General features: G+C 49.0%; 12 protein-coding genes and 1 pseudogene. 10 read left to right on the forward strand and 3 right to left on the reverse strand.

Going from position 1 to position 19,978, the window contains the following annotated elements:
• Positions 1–39 precede the first annotated feature (39 nt).
• The 4 genes from J2X61_RS05050 to J2X61_RS05065 all read left to right on the forward strand — a co-directional run bounded on the left by J2X61_RS05050 (position 40) and on the right by J2X61_RS05065 (position 4,349).
• On the forward strand, positions 40–1,344 hold the full coding sequence (locus J2X61_RS05050) for an ABC transporter substrate-binding protein (protein WP_310186325.1): 1,305 nt from the start codon (positions 40–42) through the stop codon (positions 1,342–1,344).
• A gap of 67 nt (positions 1,345–1,411) precedes the next feature.
• The gene (locus J2X61_RS05055) at positions 1,412–2,278 is read left to right on the forward strand and encodes a carbohydrate ABC transporter permease (protein ID WP_274468971.1); all 867 of its coding nucleotides are present in this window, start codon (positions 1,412–1,414) and stop codon (positions 2,276–2,278) included.
• Positions 2,275–3,162 (forward strand): carbohydrate ABC transporter permease, encoded by an 888-nt coding sequence (locus J2X61_RS05060; RefSeq protein WP_274468972.1) that lies wholly within the window; start codon positions 2,275–2,277, stop codon positions 3,160–3,162. Before J2X61_RS05055 ends, J2X61_RS05060 begins: the two co-directional genes overlap by 4 nt.
• 191 nt (positions 3,163–3,353) lie before the next feature.
• Entirely contained in the window at positions 3,354–4,349 is a 996-nt protein-coding gene (locus J2X61_RS05065; RefSeq protein WP_310186327.1) for a bile acid:sodium symporter family protein, read from the forward strand.
• Positions 4,350–4,419: 70 nt separating this feature from the next.
• Here J2X61_RS05065 and J2X61_RS05070 read toward each other — a convergent pair whose 3' ends face one another.
• Together J2X61_RS05070 and J2X61_RS05075 are read right to left on the reverse strand one after the other, a co-directional pair.
• On the reverse strand, positions 4,420–5,673 hold the full coding sequence (locus J2X61_RS05070; protein WP_274468974.1) for an esterase-like activity of phytase family protein: 1,254 nt from the start codon (positions 5,671–5,673) through the stop codon (positions 4,420–4,422).
• A 219-nt stretch (positions 5,674–5,892) separates the two neighbouring features.
• Positions 5,893–6,324, reverse strand: coding sequence for an SRPBCC family protein (locus J2X61_RS05075; RefSeq protein ID WP_310186331.1), 432 nt, complete (start codon positions 6,322–6,324; stop codon positions 5,893–5,895).
• Positions 6,325–6,485: 161 nt separating this feature from the next.
• On the opposite strand from J2X61_RS05075, the gene larA reads away from it, so the two are divergent.
• The 6 genes and pseudogenes from larA to J2X61_RS05105 all read left to right on the forward strand — a co-directional run bounded on the left by larA (position 6,486) and on the right by J2X61_RS05105 (position 14,799).
• The gene (gene larA, locus J2X61_RS05080; protein WP_274468977.1) at positions 6,486–7,751 is read left to right on the forward strand and encodes a nickel-dependent lactate racemase; all 1,266 of its coding nucleotides are present in this window, start codon (positions 6,486–6,488) and stop codon (positions 7,749–7,751) included.
• 114 nt (positions 7,752–7,865) lie between these two features.
• Positions 7,866–8,027 (forward strand): hypothetical protein, encoded by a 162-nt coding sequence (locus tag J2X61_RS05085; RefSeq protein WP_274468978.1) that lies wholly within the window; start codon positions 7,866–7,868, stop codon positions 8,025–8,027.
• A 447-nt stretch (positions 8,028–8,474) separates the two neighbouring features.
• Positions 8,475–10,928: a S9 family peptidase gene (locus tag J2X61_RS05090; protein WP_310186335.1), complete on the forward strand. Its 2,454-nt coding sequence runs from the start codon at positions 8,475–8,477 to the stop codon at positions 10,926–10,928.
• A 134-nt stretch (positions 10,929–11,062) separates the two neighbouring features.
• Positions 11,063–12,307 (forward strand): MFS transporter, encoded by a 1,245-nt coding sequence (locus tag J2X61_RS05095; RefSeq protein WP_310186338.1) that lies wholly within the window; start codon positions 11,063–11,065, stop codon positions 12,305–12,307.
• 88 nt (positions 12,308–12,395) lie between these two features.
• Positions 12,396–14,336 carry a PAS domain S-box protein gene (locus tag J2X61_RS05100; protein ID WP_274468982.1) on the forward strand — a complete coding sequence of 647 codons (1,941 nt, stop codon included), beginning with the start codon at positions 12,396–12,398 and terminating at the stop codon, positions 14,334–14,336.
• 47 nt (positions 14,337–14,383) lie between these two features.
• Positions 14,384–14,799, forward strand: a pseudogene (locus J2X61_RS05105) (DJ-1/PfpI family protein).
• Positions 14,800–14,883: 84 nt separating this feature from the next.
• On the opposite strand, the gene J2X61_RS05110 reads toward J2X61_RS05105, so the two are convergent.
• Positions 14,884–19,941: an OmpL47-type beta-barrel domain-containing protein gene (locus J2X61_RS05110; protein ID WP_310186341.1), complete on the reverse strand. Its 5,058-nt coding sequence runs from the start codon at positions 19,939–19,941 to the stop codon at positions 14,884–14,886.
• Between the last annotated feature and the right edge of the window lie 37 nt (positions 19,942–19,978).

Here is a 19,978-nt window from a genome sequence, read left to right on the forward strand (position 1 = left end):
CGAAACAGGTTTCATGTATTAATCTCTTGTGCCGCATTAGTGTCAGTCGTTTTAGCGGGTTGCTCCCAAGGTCAATCGACGGGGGGAGCCGCTCCGACCACCAACGGCAGTCAGCCGTCACAAACGGAGAACAAAGCCCCCGAGCTCAAAACGGTTACCTTGCTTACAGGAACAACGGGGACGGCTTATCCGGCGCTGCAGGCCGTAGCCGCCGAAGCCGAGAAGAAGCTGAATATCAAGATTAAGTTCGATATCAAACCGGACGGGACGGAAGGGGATAATCTCGTAAAAACGAGGCTTGCGACCGGCGAGATGTCCGATATTTTATTCTACAACTCCGGTTCCTTATTCCAAGCGTTGAATCCGGAAGAGAACTTCGTGGATTTGACGAAGGAGCCTTTCATGGATAAGCTCTTGGATTCCTTCAAACAAGTGGTTAGCGCGAATGGCAAAGTGTACGGCGTACCCGGCGGTTCCTCCAATGTCGGGGGCATTTTATATAACAAGCGGGTCTATAAGGAGCTGGGACTCACGGTTCCGAAGACTTGGGCGGAATTTATCGCGAACAGCGATAAGATCAAGGCCTCAGGAAAGACAGCGATCATCGGCTCTTACAAAACAACATGGACTTCTCAGCTGTACGTTCTGGGCAACCATTATAATGTTCAGGCTCAAGCGCCGAACTTCGTTCAAGATTATACGGCCAATAAAGCCAAATATGCGACCACGCCGGCTGCATTACGCGGCTTCGAAATGACGGCGGAAACCTTCGCGAAAGGCTATATGAATAAAGATTTCTTGGCCACCACCTATGACACTGCGCTCAAAATGCTGGCTGACGGGACTGGCGTACAGTATCCGATGCTATCCAGCGCGGTAGACACGGTGGCGCTGAATTACCCGGATAAAATTAAAGATATCGGGGTGTTCCCGGTCCCTAGCGACAATGCCTCTATTAACGGCTTAACGGTGTGGATGCCGAACGGGCTCTACGTGAACAAAAAGAGCAAAAATGTGGATGCCGCCAAGAAATTCCTGGACTTCCTCATCTCGGAGGAAGGCATGAAGGCTTATATGAGCAAAAGCAAAGCGAATGGCCCTTATGTGGTCAAAGGCATCAACGTTCCTGACGATGCTTACGATGCAATTAAAGAAATGCAGAGCTACTTTGACTCCGGCAAAACGGCGCCTGCCTTGGAGTTCGTCTCCCCGGTGAAAGGACCGAATCTGGAGAGCCTTCTGATCGAGGTTGGAACCGGTCAGAAATCGGCAGCGGATGGGGCTGCCGATTATGACAAGGATGTGAAGAAGCAAGCGCAGCAATTGAATCTGCCTGGTTGGTAACAAGCTGATTCGCCATTCTTCCGGTCCTGCCAAGCTGCGGCGGGACCGGGCTTCAAGGAGGACGTAGATGACTTTATCGCAGAAGAAGATGTATTCGCTGCTGCTGTTACTGCCGGCAGGCATTATTTATTTCACATTTTATTTGCTGCCGACCGTCATGTCGCTGTTCTTCAGCATGACGCGTTGGACCTTGACCAAATGGACGTACATCGGCTTCGAAAACTACAAGATGTTTTTCGACGAAACCTCGCTCCGAATCGGCTTTAAGAACACCCTGATCTTTGCCGTCGTTACATGCGGACTGAAAGTGATACTTGCACTCTTGCTGGCAACCTTGTTAACCTCGAGAATTTGGTTCAAGGATTACTTCCGTTCCATGGTATTTTTCCCTACGCTGCTCAGTACAATCGCCGTAGGGATTGCCTTCAGTACGATGATGCATCCCACGCAAGGCGTCATTAACACAGGACTCGCCATGCTTGGTATCGAAGGTCCGGACTGGCTTGGGAATACGAAGCTTGCACTGTTCTCGGTCGCCTTCATTGACGTATGGAAGGGCGTAGGGATCGCAACCGTCATTTATATCGCTGGCATTATGTCGATCCCGCAGCAATATTATGAAGCTCTGAAGATTGACGGGGGCAATGCGTTCCGGAGCTTCTGGCATATTACGCTTCCGCTCAGCAGACCGGCAATGAACTCGATTATTATATTGGCATTTATCGGCGGCTTGCGCACATTCGATTTGATATGGGCGACCACACGCGGTGGTCCGGGCTTCTCTACGGATTTGATCGCCTCGATTATCTACAAGCAGTATCAAGCGGGCTTCTATGGACTGGCAACGGCAGGCAACGTTATTTTATTTATCGGCATATCCGTGATCGCCTTCCCGCTGTATATGTTCTTAAACCGACGGGAGGTGGAGCTATGAACAGTGTCGCCCGCAAATCCGCTGTCGCTTCGATTGAACGTAAAGCCAACAGCCGAACGTTCGTTGGCAAATCGCTGGTGACTTTGCTGCTGCTCGGCCTTTCAACCGTTATTTTCTGGATACCATTCTATTTCGTTATCGTTAATTCCTTCAAATCCAGCAGCAAAGCGGCCGATATGACGATGTCCTGGCCGGATACGTTTCACATGATCGATAATTATTCCGCTGTGCTTCTCGCCTCAGATTCGATGCTAATCAGAGCTTTCTACAACAGTACCTTGCTTACGGTATTGTCGCTGGCAGGTCTGGTATTCGTTAGCTCGCTGGCAGGCTTCGTGCTGCAGCGCCGGGAGAATACCCGCGGAGCCGCCGGGCTTAATTTCCTGGTACTCGCCGGTCTTATGATTCCGCCAGCCGTCGTCCCGACAATCTGGGTGTTGAATTCGGTAGGGTTGTTCAAAACGCTGCCAGGGCTGACATTGGTGGAAATTGCGCTTCATTTTCCTTTCTGCGCTATATTGTATAAGGCGTTTACGGCAACCATCCCGCGAGACATCGACGAGAGCGCCTTTATCGACGGGTGCGGCGGCTTTAAGCTTTTTACGCAGATTATTTTCCCGCTGCTTAAACCGGTTTCCTCCACGATCATCATTATTCAGTCGGTTAGTATTTTCAACGATTTCGTTAATCCGCTGTATTTTCTCCCTGGCGCCGAGAACGCCACAGTCCAGCTGACGCTTTACAATTTTATGAGCATGTATATGACGCAGTGGAACTTGCTGTTCGCCGATGTGGTCTTAATCTCGCTTCCGCCGCTCGTTTTGTTCTTGTTCTTCAATAAGCGTATCGTTGCGGGGATGACGGCAGGCGCAGTGAAGGGATGACAGGTTGTACAAGTCATAGGGGTACGGGAACAAACTAAGGCTGCTGTATGCAGCTTTTTTTGTTATACCGTAGTAAAGTAAAAGCAGTGGGGAAATTGCAGTGAAAAAAACACGACGGTAAACGGTTACAAATCGGCATCATCCGTTGTATAATGATAATTGCATAGATAATGTTAACGTGTGCAAAAAAAATGCGCTTTACCGATCGATTGGGGGATCCTGTGATGCTGACCCGCTTGAACAAATCGTTAGAAAAACTGATGCCGGTCTTAACGCCTGCCGCTGTCGTAACCGGATTAGTGTTTTCCGTGTGGCTGCATGATTTGCGGTTTCTGGTCACTTGGATTTTCGCAGGCATGACATTCGCCGGAAGTCTCGGCGCGAACTTCGCCGATCTTAAGAAAATCGCCCAGCATCCTCAGCCGATTATTATCAATTTGATCATTCTGCATTTGATCATGCCGCTGGTCGGGTGGCTCACGGCGAAGCTTGTATTTCCAGGTGATTTACTAACCGAAACGGGCTTCATTTTGTTGTTTGCCATCCCGACCGGTGTCGTCAGCCTCGTATGGGTTACCATTTATAAAGGGAACGTGGCGCTGACGTTAGCATTGATTTTGCTCGATACGATCATATCACCGTTCGTCGTGCCGTATACCGTATCGCTCTTCGTCGGAGCGCAAGTAAGCCTGGATACCTGGGGCATGATGAAAGGACTCCTATGGATGGTTGTCATTCCTTCCATTCTGGGAATGACGCTCAATCAAGCTACCAAAGGGCGGGTGAAGACAGTTTGGGGGCCGAAGCTTTCGCCGTTTTCCAAGCTGGGGCTGTTTGTTGTCGTAGCGATTAACGCTTCTGTCGTCGCACCCTACATCAAAAGTGCGGGAAGCAGTTTAATTGCGCTAGTCGCAGCCTCATTCGTGGCCGTATCGTTCGGCTATGCGCTCGGTTGGGCTGCGACATGGCTGTTGAAATGGAATCACGGTGACACCGTCGCCTTGACATTCAACTCCGGAATGCGTAATTTGAGCGCCGGTGCAGTACTGGCCATCACGTTCTTTCCGCCGCCTGTCGTTCTTCCGGTCATATCCGGTATGCTATTCCAGCAAATTCTGGCTTCTTTATTTGGTTTCGCCCTCGGCAGAACAGAGACTAAGCGTGCGGCAGATGCCCCCGCCGTATAATTCGATCAACCGAATATTCGAATAACAAAAAGACAGCCACGGCTGTCTTTTGCTTTTTTTAGAATGCGCTTTATTTCGTCTCTGGCGTAACGTCGAAGGCAAGCAGCTGCGTCACCTGCGACGCGTTGAAGTTGTTGTCCGAGACGAGGACAAGACTGTCATGCCCATTCTGAAGCTTCGGTCCCCAAGCTATACCTTCTACGTTATCTAGCTTCGGTAAGCCTAACGTATTAAGATCCAACACCAGCTTCTTGCTCATAGGTGTAAATTGGCCGGTTGGTAAAGTACCATCATTGTTCACATTTGTTGCTTGAGAAGCATCCGCAAGATAGATGCGAATATAATTGGAATAATTGCCGTCGGCAGCCTGCACGCCGGAGCGCTCCAGGATGAGAAACTGATGGTCATTAATCGCCAGCATGTCCGAAACGCCGTTATCTGCGCTTTTGCCTGGACCTGGTTTGGCCGGAATAGCGTCTATCGGATACGCGTACTGAGCGATGATGTCGCCGCTTCGGTTGTATTTCGTTATGCGGGAGAACGATCCGGCATCAACGGTCGAAATATCGCCGTCTTGATAGAGCGAGCCTTCCATCGAAGTGAAATAGTAGTTTCCGTCAGGGGAGAAGCTGCTTCCTTCCAAGGCAAGATTGTTGCGGAAACCGGTCTGTACCGTGTTATCGCCGCTGGGAGACATCGTGAAAGCAGATGGAATCTGCAGCGAGGATACGTATTTGCCTTTTAACGTTGCCTGGCGGATGAAAGGATTCATAGCAAGGCTGCGGTCACCTTCGCTTGTGTACCAGATCGTATGGCCTTTCGGATCGAAACGGACCGATTCCAGATCGGGGACGACGCCTTGCTTATTCGCAGCGTAAGCTGTCTTGTTCGGATACGTCGTGCCGTCCTCCTGTTTGAACGTCGTCATACCAGTCAACTCGACCTTGTAGAAGCTCTTGGTATCATACTTCAGCTTCGCGTTGTAGAAACGGGCAGGAGCATTGTCCGAGCGGTCATCACTGATCAGAATCCATTGATGTGTTGCAGGATTGTAATCAATGCCGGAAAGTCCGCCGACCGTCGTCTCTTCGAACTTCAGATCGTTCGCAAGCCGTTGTTCGCCAATAAACGTAAGCTCTCCGACAGTGTGATTCTGAACGTGCTTGGCTTGCTTATGAGGCTTCGCTGCTTGCCGGTGATTTCCATCTGCCGGTGGAGTTTGTCCATTTCCTTCCGTCGTTGCGGCTGAAGCCACAGCGAGTGGTACGGAGGCTAACAGCAGACCGGCAACAGCACTTGCGGATACGAGCTTTCTTACCTTCACGTCAACACCTACTCTCCCAAAATTCATCTATCCGAAACGATGACATACTCATTATATAGAAGCGGATTTGAGCGGGACAATAGGATATGGATAAATTTACATAAGCTTAATTTGAGAGAGTGTAAGGTGAACCGAATAGCGAGAAAAAAAACACGCGGGGAGCAATTTCGTTCCCGCGTGCTTACTTTACATGATCGTCTCGGACATTCCGTTATACGGCTACTCATGTACCAATGCTGCTCGTAAGGAAGTGATTCCGTGTTCCAAATAGCCTTTGAGACAAGTCAACATATAAACCCAGCCTTCCTTGTTGCCTACAAGCATGGGGATCGCTTCCTTGTCATCCGCAAAACCGTCCTCGACAACTTCTACGATCGTTTTGAATTCGTCCACTTCGGTAAATGTAAAGGTAACGAGGTGGATCGTTCCGTAATCCCATTCGAAGGCAATTCTCTTGTCATTGACGATTTCTTTGACCGTAATCTCGCCTTCCGCATTGTACTCCTCATAACGCAGCTTGATTGTCTTGCCGGCTGACCAACGCTCGGAGCTGGAAGAAAACCAGAAATTTCCTATTTGCGTGGGATCGACGATAGCTTCGAATATTTCTTTAGCGGGTTTGGCAATCAGGATCTTCGTCCTATTGTTCATCGTTTACCTCACTGGTTAGAGTTGAAACCTCAGATCTGCTATTGAGTATAAATTAATTTTTATCTAAATACTACTTTGTATAAAGAATCGCAGTCGCATTACACGATAGGGGTTCCATAATATGGTATAATCGAACTAATCCCACAAAATGGAGCGATGTTATGAAAACGACCTTGCTGTACGGAAAAGGAACATTATCGATAGAAGTGCCGGACCGTTCGACGATCATCGAACCGAATCATTTGGATGGTTTGCCAGAAGAGAAACAAGCCGTTCAACAGGCGCTGCGAAACCCGATCGGTCTGCCGCCCTTGGCGGACATGGTCAAATCTACAGACAAAGTCGCGATTGTGATCAGCGATATTACGCGGCCAACGCCTAATGAGAAGCTGGTGCCATGGATCATGGAGGAACTAGCTCATGTGCCCGAAGCAAACTTCGTGATCATTAACGGCACGGGAACTCATCGCGATCAAACGGCAGAGGAATTTGTGCAGATGTTAGGTGCGCCGGTCGTTGACAGGATTCGGGTCATCAATCACCATTGCCATAACCAAGATGAACTGGTGAATGTGGGCCGAAGTGAATTCGGATGTGACGTCTATTTAAACAAAGAGTATGTAGAGGCGGATTTCAGAATCGTGACAGGGTTCATTGAGCCGCATTTTTTTGCCGGTTTCTCCGGAGGACCGAAAGGGATTATGCCAGGCATTGCCGGTATTGAAACCATTTTAACCTTTCATAACGCCCGAATGATCGGCGATCCCTTGTCAACATGGGGGAACATGGTGAACAATCCTCTGCAGAACATGACTCGGGAAGTGAACCGATTGTGCAAGCCTCATTTTATGCTTAATGTGACACTGAATAAATCGAAGGCCATTACGCAAGTTTTTGCCGGGGAGCTGTTTGAAGCCCATGATCGAGGATGCGCTTTCACCAAACAGCATGCGATGATTCCCGTTGAAAGCCGGTTCGATGTTGTCATTACGTCCAATTCAGGGTACCCATTGGACCAGAATCTATATCAGGCGGTCAAAGGGATGAGTGCGGCTCATCAAATCGTGAAAGAGGGCGGAACCATTATCTGTGCCTCCGAATGCTCGGATGGGATTCCGAACCACGGTAATTATGCGGAAATCTTACAATTAAGAAAAACGCCGCAAGAGATTCTCGATATGATCAATGACGGCAGCTTTCAGAAATTTGATCAATGGCAAGTTCAGAAACAAGCCGTCATCCAGGTTTGGGCCGATGTACATCTGTATTCTTCGCTGACGGATGAAGATGTCGAGAAGGCGATGCTGCACCCAACCCATAACATCGAAGCCACTTTGCAGCAATTGCTGAAGAAATATGGCAGCGAGATGAGCGTAGCCGTTCTGCCTTTAGGACCATTAACAATTCCTTATGTGAGGGGAGAATAAAAATCCGTATAACTTTTGTTCACGCTGGAGGAATATGCTAATATAGGGATAGGCAGATTCATACTCTGCGTATAGCGCACAGATTTCCAAAATATTCATTTGGGAGGTTGTAGTATGGATGATTATTTCTTGGTTAAGGACGGTAGAATTGTCCGCTGGGACGGGCTTACACTAGGGGGAACCAAAATCCGGGCTGATGAGCTGATCGAATCTTTTGGACGCAGGGCGCTTGATGAAATTGAACAATATGGATTCTACACCATCAAGAAATCTTAATTCGTCCCCCAATCATGCCTCTGTCGCGTGTCAGAGAATAGAAAACCCGCTAACAGATCCCCGAAGCTTGGGGATTTTTTATTTGAATTAGAATCCTTGAAGAAACGATATGGAATTCCTCGGCAGTAAGATAGCCTTGTTTCTTTTAATGGTGCCAGCTTCTGAAGCTGCCCGGCAAGGTGCAGTACCAACCCCCGCATGTCTTCATATAATAGTTCCCCCCACGGTATCCGTGCCATTAGCCAGGTACCACGAATACGGCAGCTCGTTCGCCGTAAATTAGTTTAGACAAGCTCTTCGACTTGTGAGGGGTTTCGAGAAAAAGTCCGCAGGGGCATGTGGAGAGCCGGCTACAAATCTTTTCTATCAATCTATGTTTTTATCCTAAAATGGTATATAATGTAACCCTTAACTTGTTTGTAATATGAAAATTACAGGGGGCTTTCCATGAAAATGGCATTACGCAAGAAAGCAGCATCGATCCTAGCTGCAGCTATGATCATACTCGCCGCTCTGCCGGCGTATGCGCAGGCAAGCAGCGAGGCAGATGCATACCCGGACGTTCCGCTGGAGCACTATGCCAGCGGGGCAATCGGCATCCTGAAGCAAAAGGGCATCGTCGACGATGCGAAGATGGACGGTGGCTTTCATCCGGACGATGCGGTCACGCGAGGTGATGCAGCGATTTGGCTGCGCAATGCGCTTCATGCGGCGAAGCCTAAGGCTTTGAACGGCTTTACGGATGTGCCGGCAACGAGTCCATACGCAGAAGCGGTGAACAGCTTGAAGGAGCTGAACATCGTCCAGGGAGACGGGGGGAAGTATGAGCCGGAATCGCCGCTGACGCGGGAGCAAATGGCCAGCCTGCTCGTTCGTGCTTTTAAGCTTAATAACAATGGGATACAGACTTGGCTGAAAGACGAGAATGCGATTGGTATGGCTCATCGTGATGATGTTGTGAAGCTGAAGCAGCATTGGATCACGGAGCAGTTGACTTTCCAGCCAAAAGACCAGGTCACGCGAGCTCAGCTTGTTCTCTTTTTGTACCGTACGCTTAGTCAGCAAGAAGAATTCACGCAGGGTGCAGTTACTTTGGACGATTTTCTGCAACTGCCGGATAAAATTCAGCTGCGACTGTCGCCTGACAGCCAATCGATTGCCTACCTGCATCCGTGGGAAAATCGTATGAATCTGTACGTGCAAAAGCTCGGACAGTCCGAAAGCGTACGCCTTACTAGCTCCAAGGATGAAAATATTCAAAATATTTTTTGGGTGACAAATCAAATACTTGTGTACTCCGTAGATAGCGGCGGCTCCGAGAACACGCATATTCATGCAGTCCAAGTGGATGGATCGAACGATAGGGACTTAACGCCTTTTAAGAACGTAAAATCGGATTTGCTGGACATATGGCCGGCCAAAAATGAAAAGGATTATGAGCTGCTCATTACGATGAACCGCCGCGATACGAAAGTGATGGACGTCGTGCGAATCAATTTGATGACAGGCGAACTCAACATGTATGTGCAGAACCCCGGCAATGTAGAATATTGGGTCGCTGATAATTGGGGGCAAGTTCGCGCTGCGTTGGCTAGGGATGGCGAGAAGACAAGCCTGCTTTATCGTGAGGACGATGAGAAGGAATTTGAAAAGATAGCGACATTCGATCGCAACGATACGTTCATCCCGGTCATGTTCACGTATGACAATAACCAGTTGTATGCTGCGTCATCGGTTGCACGTAATACGGAAGCTCTAGTTCAGTATGATCCTGCTGCGAAAAAGGAAACCAATGTCCTCTATGTCAATGACGAGGTGGATATTAATAGTTTCAAATTCTCCTTCAAAAAGAAAGCAATCGTAGCGGTAAGCTATGAAACGGATGAGAAGCATAGGGTCTACTTGGACGAAGAGTTCAAATCGACCGCGCGCTCTATTGAGGATCAGTTACAAACCACTCGCTGGGATTTCGCCGGACCGATAGATAAGGATTTGGTACTTGTCCATACTTATAGTGATAAATCCTATGGCAGTTACTATTTATTCGATCAACGTACAGGCAAACTTGAAAAAATAACCGACGTTGCACCGAAGTTGAATGCCGACAAGTTATCCGATATGAAGCCAATCTCATTCAAAAGCAGAGACGGCCTCACGATCCATGGCTATTTGACCTTGCCAAAAGGTGTTGCCGCGAATAAATTGCCGGTGATCGTACATCCGCATGGCGGTCCATGGACGCGCGATTCATGGGGCTATAACATGGATGTTCAACTGCTTGCGAACCAAGGTTATGCGGTGCTTCAATTAAATTACCGCGGATCAGATGGTTACGGCAAAGTGTTCCTGCACGCTGGAGATAAACAATGGGGTGCCGCGATGCAAAACGATATCACCGACGGCGTGAACTGGCTGGTTCAGCGTGGGATTGCCGATCCGGAACGAATCGGGATTTACGGAGCGTCCTACGGCGGCTATGCAACGCTGGCTGGCATGACATTCACTCCTGATTTATATGCTGCAGGCGTAGATGTAGTTGGTCCCTCGAATTTGTTGACATTTCTGAGCACAATGCCGCCGTACTGGGAATTGGGGCGTACGCAAATGTATCTACAAGTTGGGGATCCGCTGAAAGATCGCAAGCTGCTCGAAGCTGCTTCACCGCTGCTCCATGCGGACAAGATCAAGTCGCCGCTTATGATTGTTCAAGGCGTGAACGACCCCCGCGTGAAACAAGCGGAGTCGGACCAAATGGTTGCTGCGCTACGCAAGCTGGAAGTGGATGTGCCTTACATGCTGAAGTCCAATGAGGGGCACGGGTATTATAAGCTTGAAAATGAACGCGACTTTTACGAGGCACTCATACATTTTCTAAATACATATGTAAAAAACAAACAATAACTTTTAAAAGAGCCGGATCCACGCATCTATCGGGGATTTCGGCTCTTTTCGCCTTATTCTTGACTCTGTAAGTGTTGAACCATGTGACGCCACCATGTAAGATAAGAACATACAGCAAATGGAAAGGAACAGCTATGTGGTCATATACGGTCGATTTATTCCGTGATTTATCTCCCGGCGTCAAACGATTTATCGCAACCGAGAGCCTATTTGGCATCGGCGCCGGCATTTTCAACTTGATCTTGAACTTGCATCTGCTGGACCTCGGCTTCTCCAAAGAGGACATCGGGCGCATCACCTCGCTGGGCGCGCTCACCGTGGGACTTACCAGTCTGCCGGCAGGTTTCGTCGTCAAATACTTAGGCCGCAAGACGATGCTTGTCATCGGCATGCTGCTGGCATGTCTGGCGCTGGTCATCTTCGGCTTCGGCAGCAGTGTCGGGATGGTTACTGCCGCACAGCTCATCTGGTCATTAAGCATTACGGCCATCGTGAATTCGGAAATTCAATTGATTTTCCAATATTGCCGTACGAAAAAAGAAGAGACCAGCGCCTATTCACTCTTGTTTGCTATCTTTACTCTATTCACAGGCATAGGCACATGGCTGGGAGGCTATCTCCCGTTGTGGTTGCCAGGGGACAGTACGCTGTACCAATACGCCTTTTTCGTGGCCGGCGGCTGTTTGGGGCTCTCCGGTATTCTAAGAGGCTGGCTGCTCCCGTCTTTCAACGAACAAGCGGAATCAGCCGGGAACAAGGGGGCTGCTGCTGTTCCTTCTAAGGAGCGGCAGAAGAAGACGCACGCCTATTCATTCATGATCCTGCTGGCGCTGCTGATCTTTAATTCCGGCTTCACCTTCGGTCTGCTGAGCCCATTCCTCAATGTGATCCTGAAATTCCGATTCGGGATGGAGGACAGCAGCATCTCCGGCCTTTTGGCGCTCTCAGGCGTGTTCTTTTTTATCGGTTCGCTGCTTGTGCCCTACATGTTGGAGAAAATGGGCAGCCGCAAAGCCTTCGTGCTCCTTTTTCTCTATAATAGTATTGTGGTAGGGTTGATGGCGATTAGCATGCCGGGGTCTGTCTTCGCCGTACTGCTTCTGATTCGCGGGACTGGGTTTACGATGCTGAACAACTTGATGGACAGCGAATGCATGTCCGCCGTTGCCGAAGAAGACCGCAATATTTTCGCCGGGCTGCGGACCGTTTCGCGCAGTATCGGTAATACGATTGCTTCTTACTGGGCGGGGTATATTTTGGCGGGGAACCATTATTCCCTTCCATTCTTGCTAACGTCGGGAGCGCTGTTGGCTGGGTTTGCCGTGTATGCATGGTTCGTCCAAGATAAGCTGGGGCGGAGGTTGCAGGAGCAGACGTGAGCCAAACGACGAAAAGGAAAGGGGAGAAGTGAGCCAAGGCCGCCTTATTCACTTGAGACATTCATTTCATAAGAGGAGGAATGTGCGGATGCAGAACTTGAAAATATTTGACCCCCAGGCGTTATTCAGACATTTATATGTAAGTGCGCCGATTGGGATCGCTTTGATATCCTTAGACGGAAAATGGTTAAATGTGAACCCTGCGGTATGCAGGATTTTCGGCTATTCCGAAGATGAACTCATGAATATGACGTTTGATGATATTCGACATCCGGATGATCGTGACCAGACCAGTCGTTTACTACGGGAGTTATTGGATGGCGTTATTCCTTCTTTTGAATTAGAGAATCGATATTATCATAAAAATGGCCACATCGTTTGCACATCTGTACATGTCTCAATGGTTCATGACGAAAATGACGGAAAGCCTTTATATTTGATCAGCCAATTTATCGATGTAACCAAGAGCAAGCAAGCTGAACTGAAACTGCAGGAAAGTATCGAGCGGTATACCTCGTTAAAGAAATATAACCACGATGCGATTATTTCTTTTGGTTTGGACGGCATGATCATCAATGGCAATAACAGGGCGCAGCAAATGACCGGATATCTCATTGAAGAGTTAATCGGGAGAGGGATCTCCAAATTAATCGGCGCAAGAAATGTGACCAAGTTGCTTATTGCTTTAAACGATCATGCAGCTATCGAACAAATTGAAAAAGACATCACGCACATTCAACACAAAGCGGGTCATACCGTTGAAGTGCTAGTCACGCTAGCACCGATTATTATCCAGAACCAGATGATGGGCTTTTACATCATAGCCAAAGACATGACGGAACAAAAGAAGCTGTTGATTGAAAAAGAGGCGGCTGAGAAAACGAATAAAGCGAAGAGCGAGTTTCTAGCCATGATGAGCCATGAAATCCGCACGCCTATGAACGGGGTCATCGGTATGACCGATGTACTCTTAGAGACGGAATTGGATGAAGAGCAGACCGAGTATGTACATATTATTAAAAAAAGCGGCGTTACACTGCTCAAGATCATTAACGATATTCTAGACTTCTCGAAAATTGAGTCCGGCAAGACAGAATTAGTGGAAGAACCTATGAATGTGCGGTCTATTCTGTATGAAACGCTTGACATCGTCATGTCGAAGGCGCTTGAGAAGAACCTGGAGATTATAACTTCCGTCAGTCCAAAGGTTCCTGACTTCATTTATGGAGATATGACGAAGTTAAGACAAATTCTGATGAATTTACTCAGCAATGCCATCAAATTCACGCCTAGCGGAGCGGTTTCGATTACGGTTGATCATGTCAGTGATGAAATGAATGAGGTGCGGCTTCAATTCGCAGTGAAGGATACCGGAATAGGTGTGCCTGAAGATAAAGTAGGTCATTTATTTGATCCCTTTTATCAGGTTGATCACTTTATGACTCGGAAGACAGAGGGAACAGGCCTTGGATTAGCGATCTGTAAGAAGCTAGTTGAGCTCATGGGGGGCCAAATCTGGTATGAGGCGGCTTCCGGGGATCAAACAGGATCCACGTTCTTCTTCACAGCGAACTTTAGGGTCCGCAACCAACCGGAATCTTCGTATACGGATAAATGGCACCAACAGGATGATCCTATCGAGAGTTCAACTGAACAATCCTTGAGAATTTTAATCGCAGAAGACAATGAGGTCAACCAACTTGTGTTAGCGAAAATGATAGAAAAACTAGGTCACAACACGACTATTGTGCAAAATGGAAATGAAGCCGTTGAAGCAGCTAAACGTTATCTATATGATCTCATTTTTATGGATATTCAGATGCCTTGTATGGATGGATTAACCGCTGCGAAGGTAATCAAAGAAACGGCGGCCGGCGCCGGCAAATGTCCGTGTATTGTGGCTGTGACCGCTCATGCCATGAAGGGTGATGATGAAAAATATTTAGCAGCGGGTATGGATGCTTATATAAGTAAGCCGGTCAGCATGGACGCTGTGGCTGATATTATCGGGAAGTTTGAAAAGAGATAACAAAATGATGAAGGAATAAAGAGATAAAATAAAGGACGTGTGATGCAATGAGAATGGCGTTTGTGTTATTCGACGGCATGACAAGCATGGATTTTATCGGGTTTTATGAAGTGATAACCTGGTGATCCGGACTGCGGAGGCTGTTCCCTATAAGGTGTCCGTTTGTACAGGAGCTTTGCTTTTGGGGGCGGCTGGTTATCTGGTAGGCAAAAAAGCGACAACCAACTCGTCTGCTTACGAATTGTTAGCTTCTTATTGTATGGAAGTTGTGAAGGCGCGCGTAGTGAGGGATGGCAATGTCGTAACTGGAGGCGGTGTAACAGCAGCCATCGATCTAGGTTTGTACGTGGCGGAATGGCTGACGAATTCGGACATAGCCCTTCAGATACAGAGGAAGCTGGAGTATCCTTATTATCAAGTTGGCTGTTTGAGTGACGTCTATATGGCATCAACAACGGAGTGATCCGGTGGCAGCACACATCAAATCTTCGTAAAAAGGGCCTATCATCCAAAAGTGACTTTGGACGATAGGCCCCTTCTTTGCGATTCACTTCCTCAATTTCTGCTGCACATATTCAATGGCATCCTGAAGCTGCTTGGCGGTTGTATGATCCAAATACTTGCCGTCTTTGAGGATAACATCAAAGATATTCGGGTCTTTTAGCTGACTTTGGTTTAGCAGCTTCTGAAGCAGAGTAACCTTATTCTGCAAGTTGTTATAGGTGTTTTGGTTTTGGAAATAGCCCAAATTCCATAATAAACGGAGCAAATCGTCTAGGTGATCGAGATCCATGATCACCTTCACTGTGAAGGAACGTTCGGCCGTATTGCCCGCGTTATCTGTGGCCATTACGAATATCGTATGCTGACCTAACCACAAGCTCAGCGGTTGAAGATTAATGTTAGGGCTGACAACGGTACCATCCAGTTTAACCACAGAGGAGGCAACGCCGCTTAAAGCATCGGTGATACCAACATGCCATACAATCGGATCCGTCCAAAACACGGTTAGAGGACCGGTGAAGCTGATTTCCGGAGGTTGCGGATCGAAGCGTACTTCCGCGACATGATTAGCCTCTTGATTGCCTGCAGCATCCAAGCTGTAATAGAGTATCGTGTTCAGACCGTAAGTGTTTACTGTAACGGAGTTTCCTGCCGTTGGAGTTCCCCCATTAAGCGAGTAGAAGGTCTCTTGGACACCGCTCAAAGCATCATAAGCTGCGAATGTGACGGTTTGCGGTGTTCGCAGCCACCCCTCTAATGAGGTGTGGGTCGTTGTCGGAGCCGTTTTATCGATGCCAATAATCAAGTCTTTAGGCTCTTCTTCGTTATTCATGACATCAATCGAGCGGTATTGGATTTGGTGTACACCTTCATCGGTGAAAGGGACCGGCTGAACGGTGACGGGCTGCCACGTTCCTGTTCCCCCCTGAATACGGTACTCCGTCCGTTTAATTCCAACCCCGGCAGTCGGATGCTGGGCCGTAAACGTCACATGCACATCTTGCTTGTTGAATGTGCCTGCTCCCGTTACTCCGTCCGCTGCCGCTGTTGTCACAGGAGGGGAGACCTCACGCTTCGTAACCTGGAACGTCATCTCCTTGGTATTGTTCGTGCGATCCATCTCCGTGAATCGGCCGATATCATTGATATTGACGCTCAATTGGTAGGCGGCTTCGCCATTCGGCACTTCCCAATAGCCATTTTCACCGCCTGCATTCGGGTATAGCGTTACACTGCCGCCTACAGGGATGGATTGATTATACGTATCCGTATAACCAAACGAACCGCCGTTTAAGCCGAACACGGCTCCCGTTATGATACCGGCTGGGGTTGGGAGTATCCCGACATTTTTCACCGTGACATAGAACCGAACTCCCGTCTGCCCGGCATACGGATCTGCTGGATCCGTTCCAAGATCGGTGACGATAAGATCGGGGCCAGGTGTTAAGGGCTGGCGTTCCAAGCTGAGAAACTCGAACGATTGATGGATGATGCGGCCGTTTTTGGCGACAATTTTGATGATATGGTTGGCCATAGGAAGGTCTGTTTTTTCGAAAACGAGCTTCTTCGCACCTTGTGTGTTCGCCGTTTTCAAATCCACCGTTGCTTGCAGGATATCATCTATATAAACATCGGCCACGCCTAAAGTAGACTCAATATCGGAATACCAACGAACTCCTGTGCCCTTAAAGCCCATAGCCGCATAGTCGCCAGGCGTTGACGTTTCATGGAGATCGGCTCCATTGGCGCCAAGAGCGAAGGTAGATGCGGAATAATACATATTGGAACTGGAATGAACGACATTCGTCCAGAGGGGGTGAGGCGTCTCATCCAAAATGCCTTCTTTGAGCTCGAACCAATCGAAGTAGGCGAACACATTATCGCTGCTCTTGACGATGGACAGCACAAGGTTGCTTATGTCCGCAGGCATCATGACGTTATATTCGACGGTCGTATAGACGTTAGGCTCCGTTCCAGGCAAATCGAGGGTGCGAACCAACTGGTTGTCGATGACGAGATTGACCTTTTTGTTCGCAGCCGAACTATATTTGAGCTTCAGAATATAATTGGTGTTGGCTTTGACCGGCGGTTTCAGCAGGTTCATTCGCCCTTGCGTATAATACATGCCGACGAATGTGCCGTGATGCGTCACGCCTTCGAGCTCCGTTTGTTCCGCTTCAACATGCAAAGCTCCCGTAGACGTCGTGGTGAACGGAGATTGCGGCAAAGTTAAGGAAGATATGGCTATAGGGGCGCTCGGCTCGGATTCGTTGCCTGAGTCATCATAAGCGACCAGTGTATACGTGTGTGCGCTTTCCGGGCTGACATCTTGGTGTGAATAGCGTGTAACGGCTCTAGGAAGCTTAGCTAGCAGGACACCGTTATCGTACAGCTTATATCCGGCTACTTCCGCATTATCTGTTGAAGGCTGCCATGTCAGTTTGATTTGTTTGTAAGAAACGGCCCGTGCTTGCAGCACAGGGGTGCTCGGTTTGGCATGCTCGAGTGGAGTCAGAATGTACTGAACGGCTTCACCGGGTTGGATCGTTTCCGATAACTGCGCGCCCGAAGCTGCGTCAACGGTGGTCAAACTGCGTGCAGCCGCATACGAGTTGCCGGCGCCAAAGCGTTCGGCCGCGTACTGGGCGTTCAAAGGCAGTGTAACGTTTACGTTCATCGTAACCGGGGTCGTTTCAAAGTTAACAAAGTTGAGCAAAATTTTATTCGATTTCGCACCGGTAGCGCTCACACCAAGACTTGACGTATCCACCGCGCGGAAATAAGCCTTTTTCCCAGCCAGCTCATTCTGGTTCGTATACACATAAGGGAGCGGTTTGCCATGCGTACTGTAGGCAAGCGCTAAGCGGCGGAAAACCTTTAATCGCGTTTCATCGGGATCGCTTGTATTGATCCATGCTAGCGCATCGTCGGCGGATTTCATCACGATATCCTCTTGGAGCAAGCTGTACTCTCGGAAGTAAGCCGCATGCTGCATAATGTAATCGAGATAGCCGATGGTACTGCGCATTTCCCGGTCGAAGAGGGAGGAGAAGCGATGTGTGAACGTATCATAACGGTTGTTATCGGTATGAAAATCATTCGCTCCCGTTTCACTCATCATCATCGGCTTAGCCAATCCGTCTCCCTGATACTCAGGATAGGTCTTGAGTGTCTCGACGAGGGCGCCGCCTTCACCGCTTGAAATCCCGCTCATGGTGTAGCTGTGACCGTTCGTCATATCGGTATAATCCTCGATCTGCCTGCGGTAGGCGGGATCCCGCTCCCAGCCATCCGGAATCCCTTTGGAAGGCCAATAAGCCCAACCGGGGGAAACCGCTTTCAACCAAGGGTTTAGCAAAGGCTTTTGCTCACTCACATACTTGGCAAGAGCCAAATCGGCGGCAAAGGCATTGTTGAACACGCCGGGTTCGTTATCAAGCTCCAGATATTCGAACAAATCTCCATTCTCTGCAATTAGATTCGTGTAATACTCTTTCAGTTTCTCTGGGACAACGCCCGACGAGAGTTCCGGATCCTTGATGTACGTTCCGAAGGGCAGGAGCACCGGTGCCAAATTCAAATCGCGCAAGGCGGTTAGCCATTCCCGCGAGAATTGACTGGAGCGAATGACGTTCCCGCTGTAAGCGAGTCCCAGCCATTTGGTAACTTCCATCGTTTGCAAATCGCGGTCTTTCAACACATGAGAGACAAGCGCTGTTCCCAGATGGATATACCGCCCGTGAATGGGCTCTGCGGCCGGAGACCCCAAGGCCTCGAGTTTGGCATAATCCCACTCAAACCAATGATATTCATCACCTTCCGTTCCTGCATATAAGCCCCGATCCAATGACAGCATCAGTTCATTAGATCCAACCTTCAGCATTTCCTTAGGAATATAAAGCTCATAAGTTTCTTTGAATTTCCGCGTCGTATTCCCGCCGTTCAAACCGACAATCTGGATTAAACCGGCCATCGTTTGATTGGAAAATACCGCTACCTGCGGAACGGAAACATACGCATCCAAACTCCGGAAGCTGAACTGGACGCCATGCTCCGGGATCGCAGCTAAGTTGTAAGTAATCACCATAGAGCCGTTGCGGCTAAGCTTTAAGCCTTTCGATATCGAGCTCCAATCCGTGCGGGTAGCCCAGTCGGCAGGAAGGCTGAACGACTCGACAGGGGTTGATTGATAATCGCTGAATTCCGTTGACAGCTGATTATCAAGCCCTATTTGCCATAGCAACGAAGAAACCTGCGCAGGCTGTTCCGCTTTCGTTTGCGTATAAAAGGCTGTTGAATAGAGGGTTTTCCCGACAGGCTGCGCGGCCGTTTCTTTCAACCGAACCTGGATTTGGCCCGCCGTGTAATTGATATTGTCCAATTGAAGCGGGTTCGTTGCTACGGGTTGCCACGTGTAACCGCGGTCTGTGCTGTATTCATAGGAAGCCACATCCGGATAACCAGGAACAGGCGTCCACCCGAATGTATTCGCGGTGTCGTCCTGCACAGGATTTGCCGGCGCTTCGGGCAGCACATAAGGGGTCAAATAAGCCCCAGGTATCACCTGCTGGGTGATCCCAGGACCTTGCCAGGCGACAGCCAAATTGTCATTCGAGGTGTTTTCTTTATGCAGCGCCTCGATATAGTACCGTTTCCCGCCAGTTAGCGGAATGACCACCGATTTCTGAGTAGGCGATTTTCCCCACTCTCTGGGCTTAGCGAAGACCGTATTCCAGGCGATCTTCTCTTTGTGTGCGGGATCGCCATCCGGGCTCAGCCATAGCTCGGAGCTGTCATCCGCTGCAATCCAGAACGTGTAGCCTCCGCTGACAGGCGGAATTAGGAAGCCATATAGGCGAGAGCCGTAGAGATCTCCCGTATTGTTCGGCGTCTCGAAGCTGGTGAGCACCCTCGAGCCCGTCGGTGGCGCCTTTAATGGGATCTGTTCGACTTTCCCGCCAGGAATATTGTTCCAATAGTCTTGGGTAATGCCTGTTCCCGCAGCCGATGCACGTTCGGCGGGAAATAGCGGGAGCAGGGAGACGATGATGGCCGACAGAAGGATTGAAACAAGGAGTTTTGACTTGTGTAGGGATCTCATAATTACCTCCAGGTGAATGAGATGATCAATAGGATTC

It is taken from the genome of Bacillus sp. 3255 (genome assembly GCF_031456485.1).
Classification (GTDB): domain Bacteria; phylum Bacillota; class Bacilli; order Paenibacillales; family NBRC-103111; genus Paenibacillus_E.

Coding starts and splice junctions, on each gene's coding strand:
- J2X61_RS05060 (WP_274468972.1), top strand. CDS start 2,275: ATGAACAGTGTCGCCCGCAAATCCGCTGTCGCTTCGATTGAACGTAAA.
- J2X61_RS05075 (WP_310186331.1), bottom strand. CDS start 6,324: ATGAACAATAGGACGAAGATCCTGATTGCCAAACCCGCTAAAGAAATA.
- J2X61_RS05100 (WP_274468982.1), top strand. CDS start 12,396: ATGCAGAACTTGAAAATATTTGACCCCCAGGCGTTATTCAGACATTTA.
- larA (WP_274468977.1), top strand. CDS start 6,486: ATGAAAACGACCTTGCTGTACGGAAAAGGAACATTATCGATAGAAGTG.
- J2X61_RS05110 (WP_310186341.1), bottom strand. CDS start 19,941: ATGAGATCCCTACACAAGTCAAAACTCCTTGTTTCAATCCTTCTGTCG.
- J2X61_RS05065 (WP_310186327.1), top strand. CDS start 3,354: ATGCGCTTTACCGATCGATTGGGGGATCCTGTGATGCTGACCCGCTTG.
- J2X61_RS05090 (WP_310186335.1), top strand. CDS start 8,475: ATGAAAATGGCATTACGCAAGAAAGCAGCATCGATCCTAGCTGCAGCT.
- J2X61_RS05095 (WP_310186338.1), top strand. CDS start 11,063: ATGTGGTCATATACGGTCGATTTATTCCGTGATTTATCTCCCGGCGTC.
- J2X61_RS05055 (WP_274468971.1), top strand. CDS start 1,412: ATGACTTTATCGCAGAAGAAGATGTATTCGCTGCTGCTGTTACTGCCG.
- J2X61_RS05085 (WP_274468978.1), top strand. CDS start 7,866: ATGGATGATTATTTCTTGGTTAAGGACGGTAGAATTGTCCGCTGGGAC.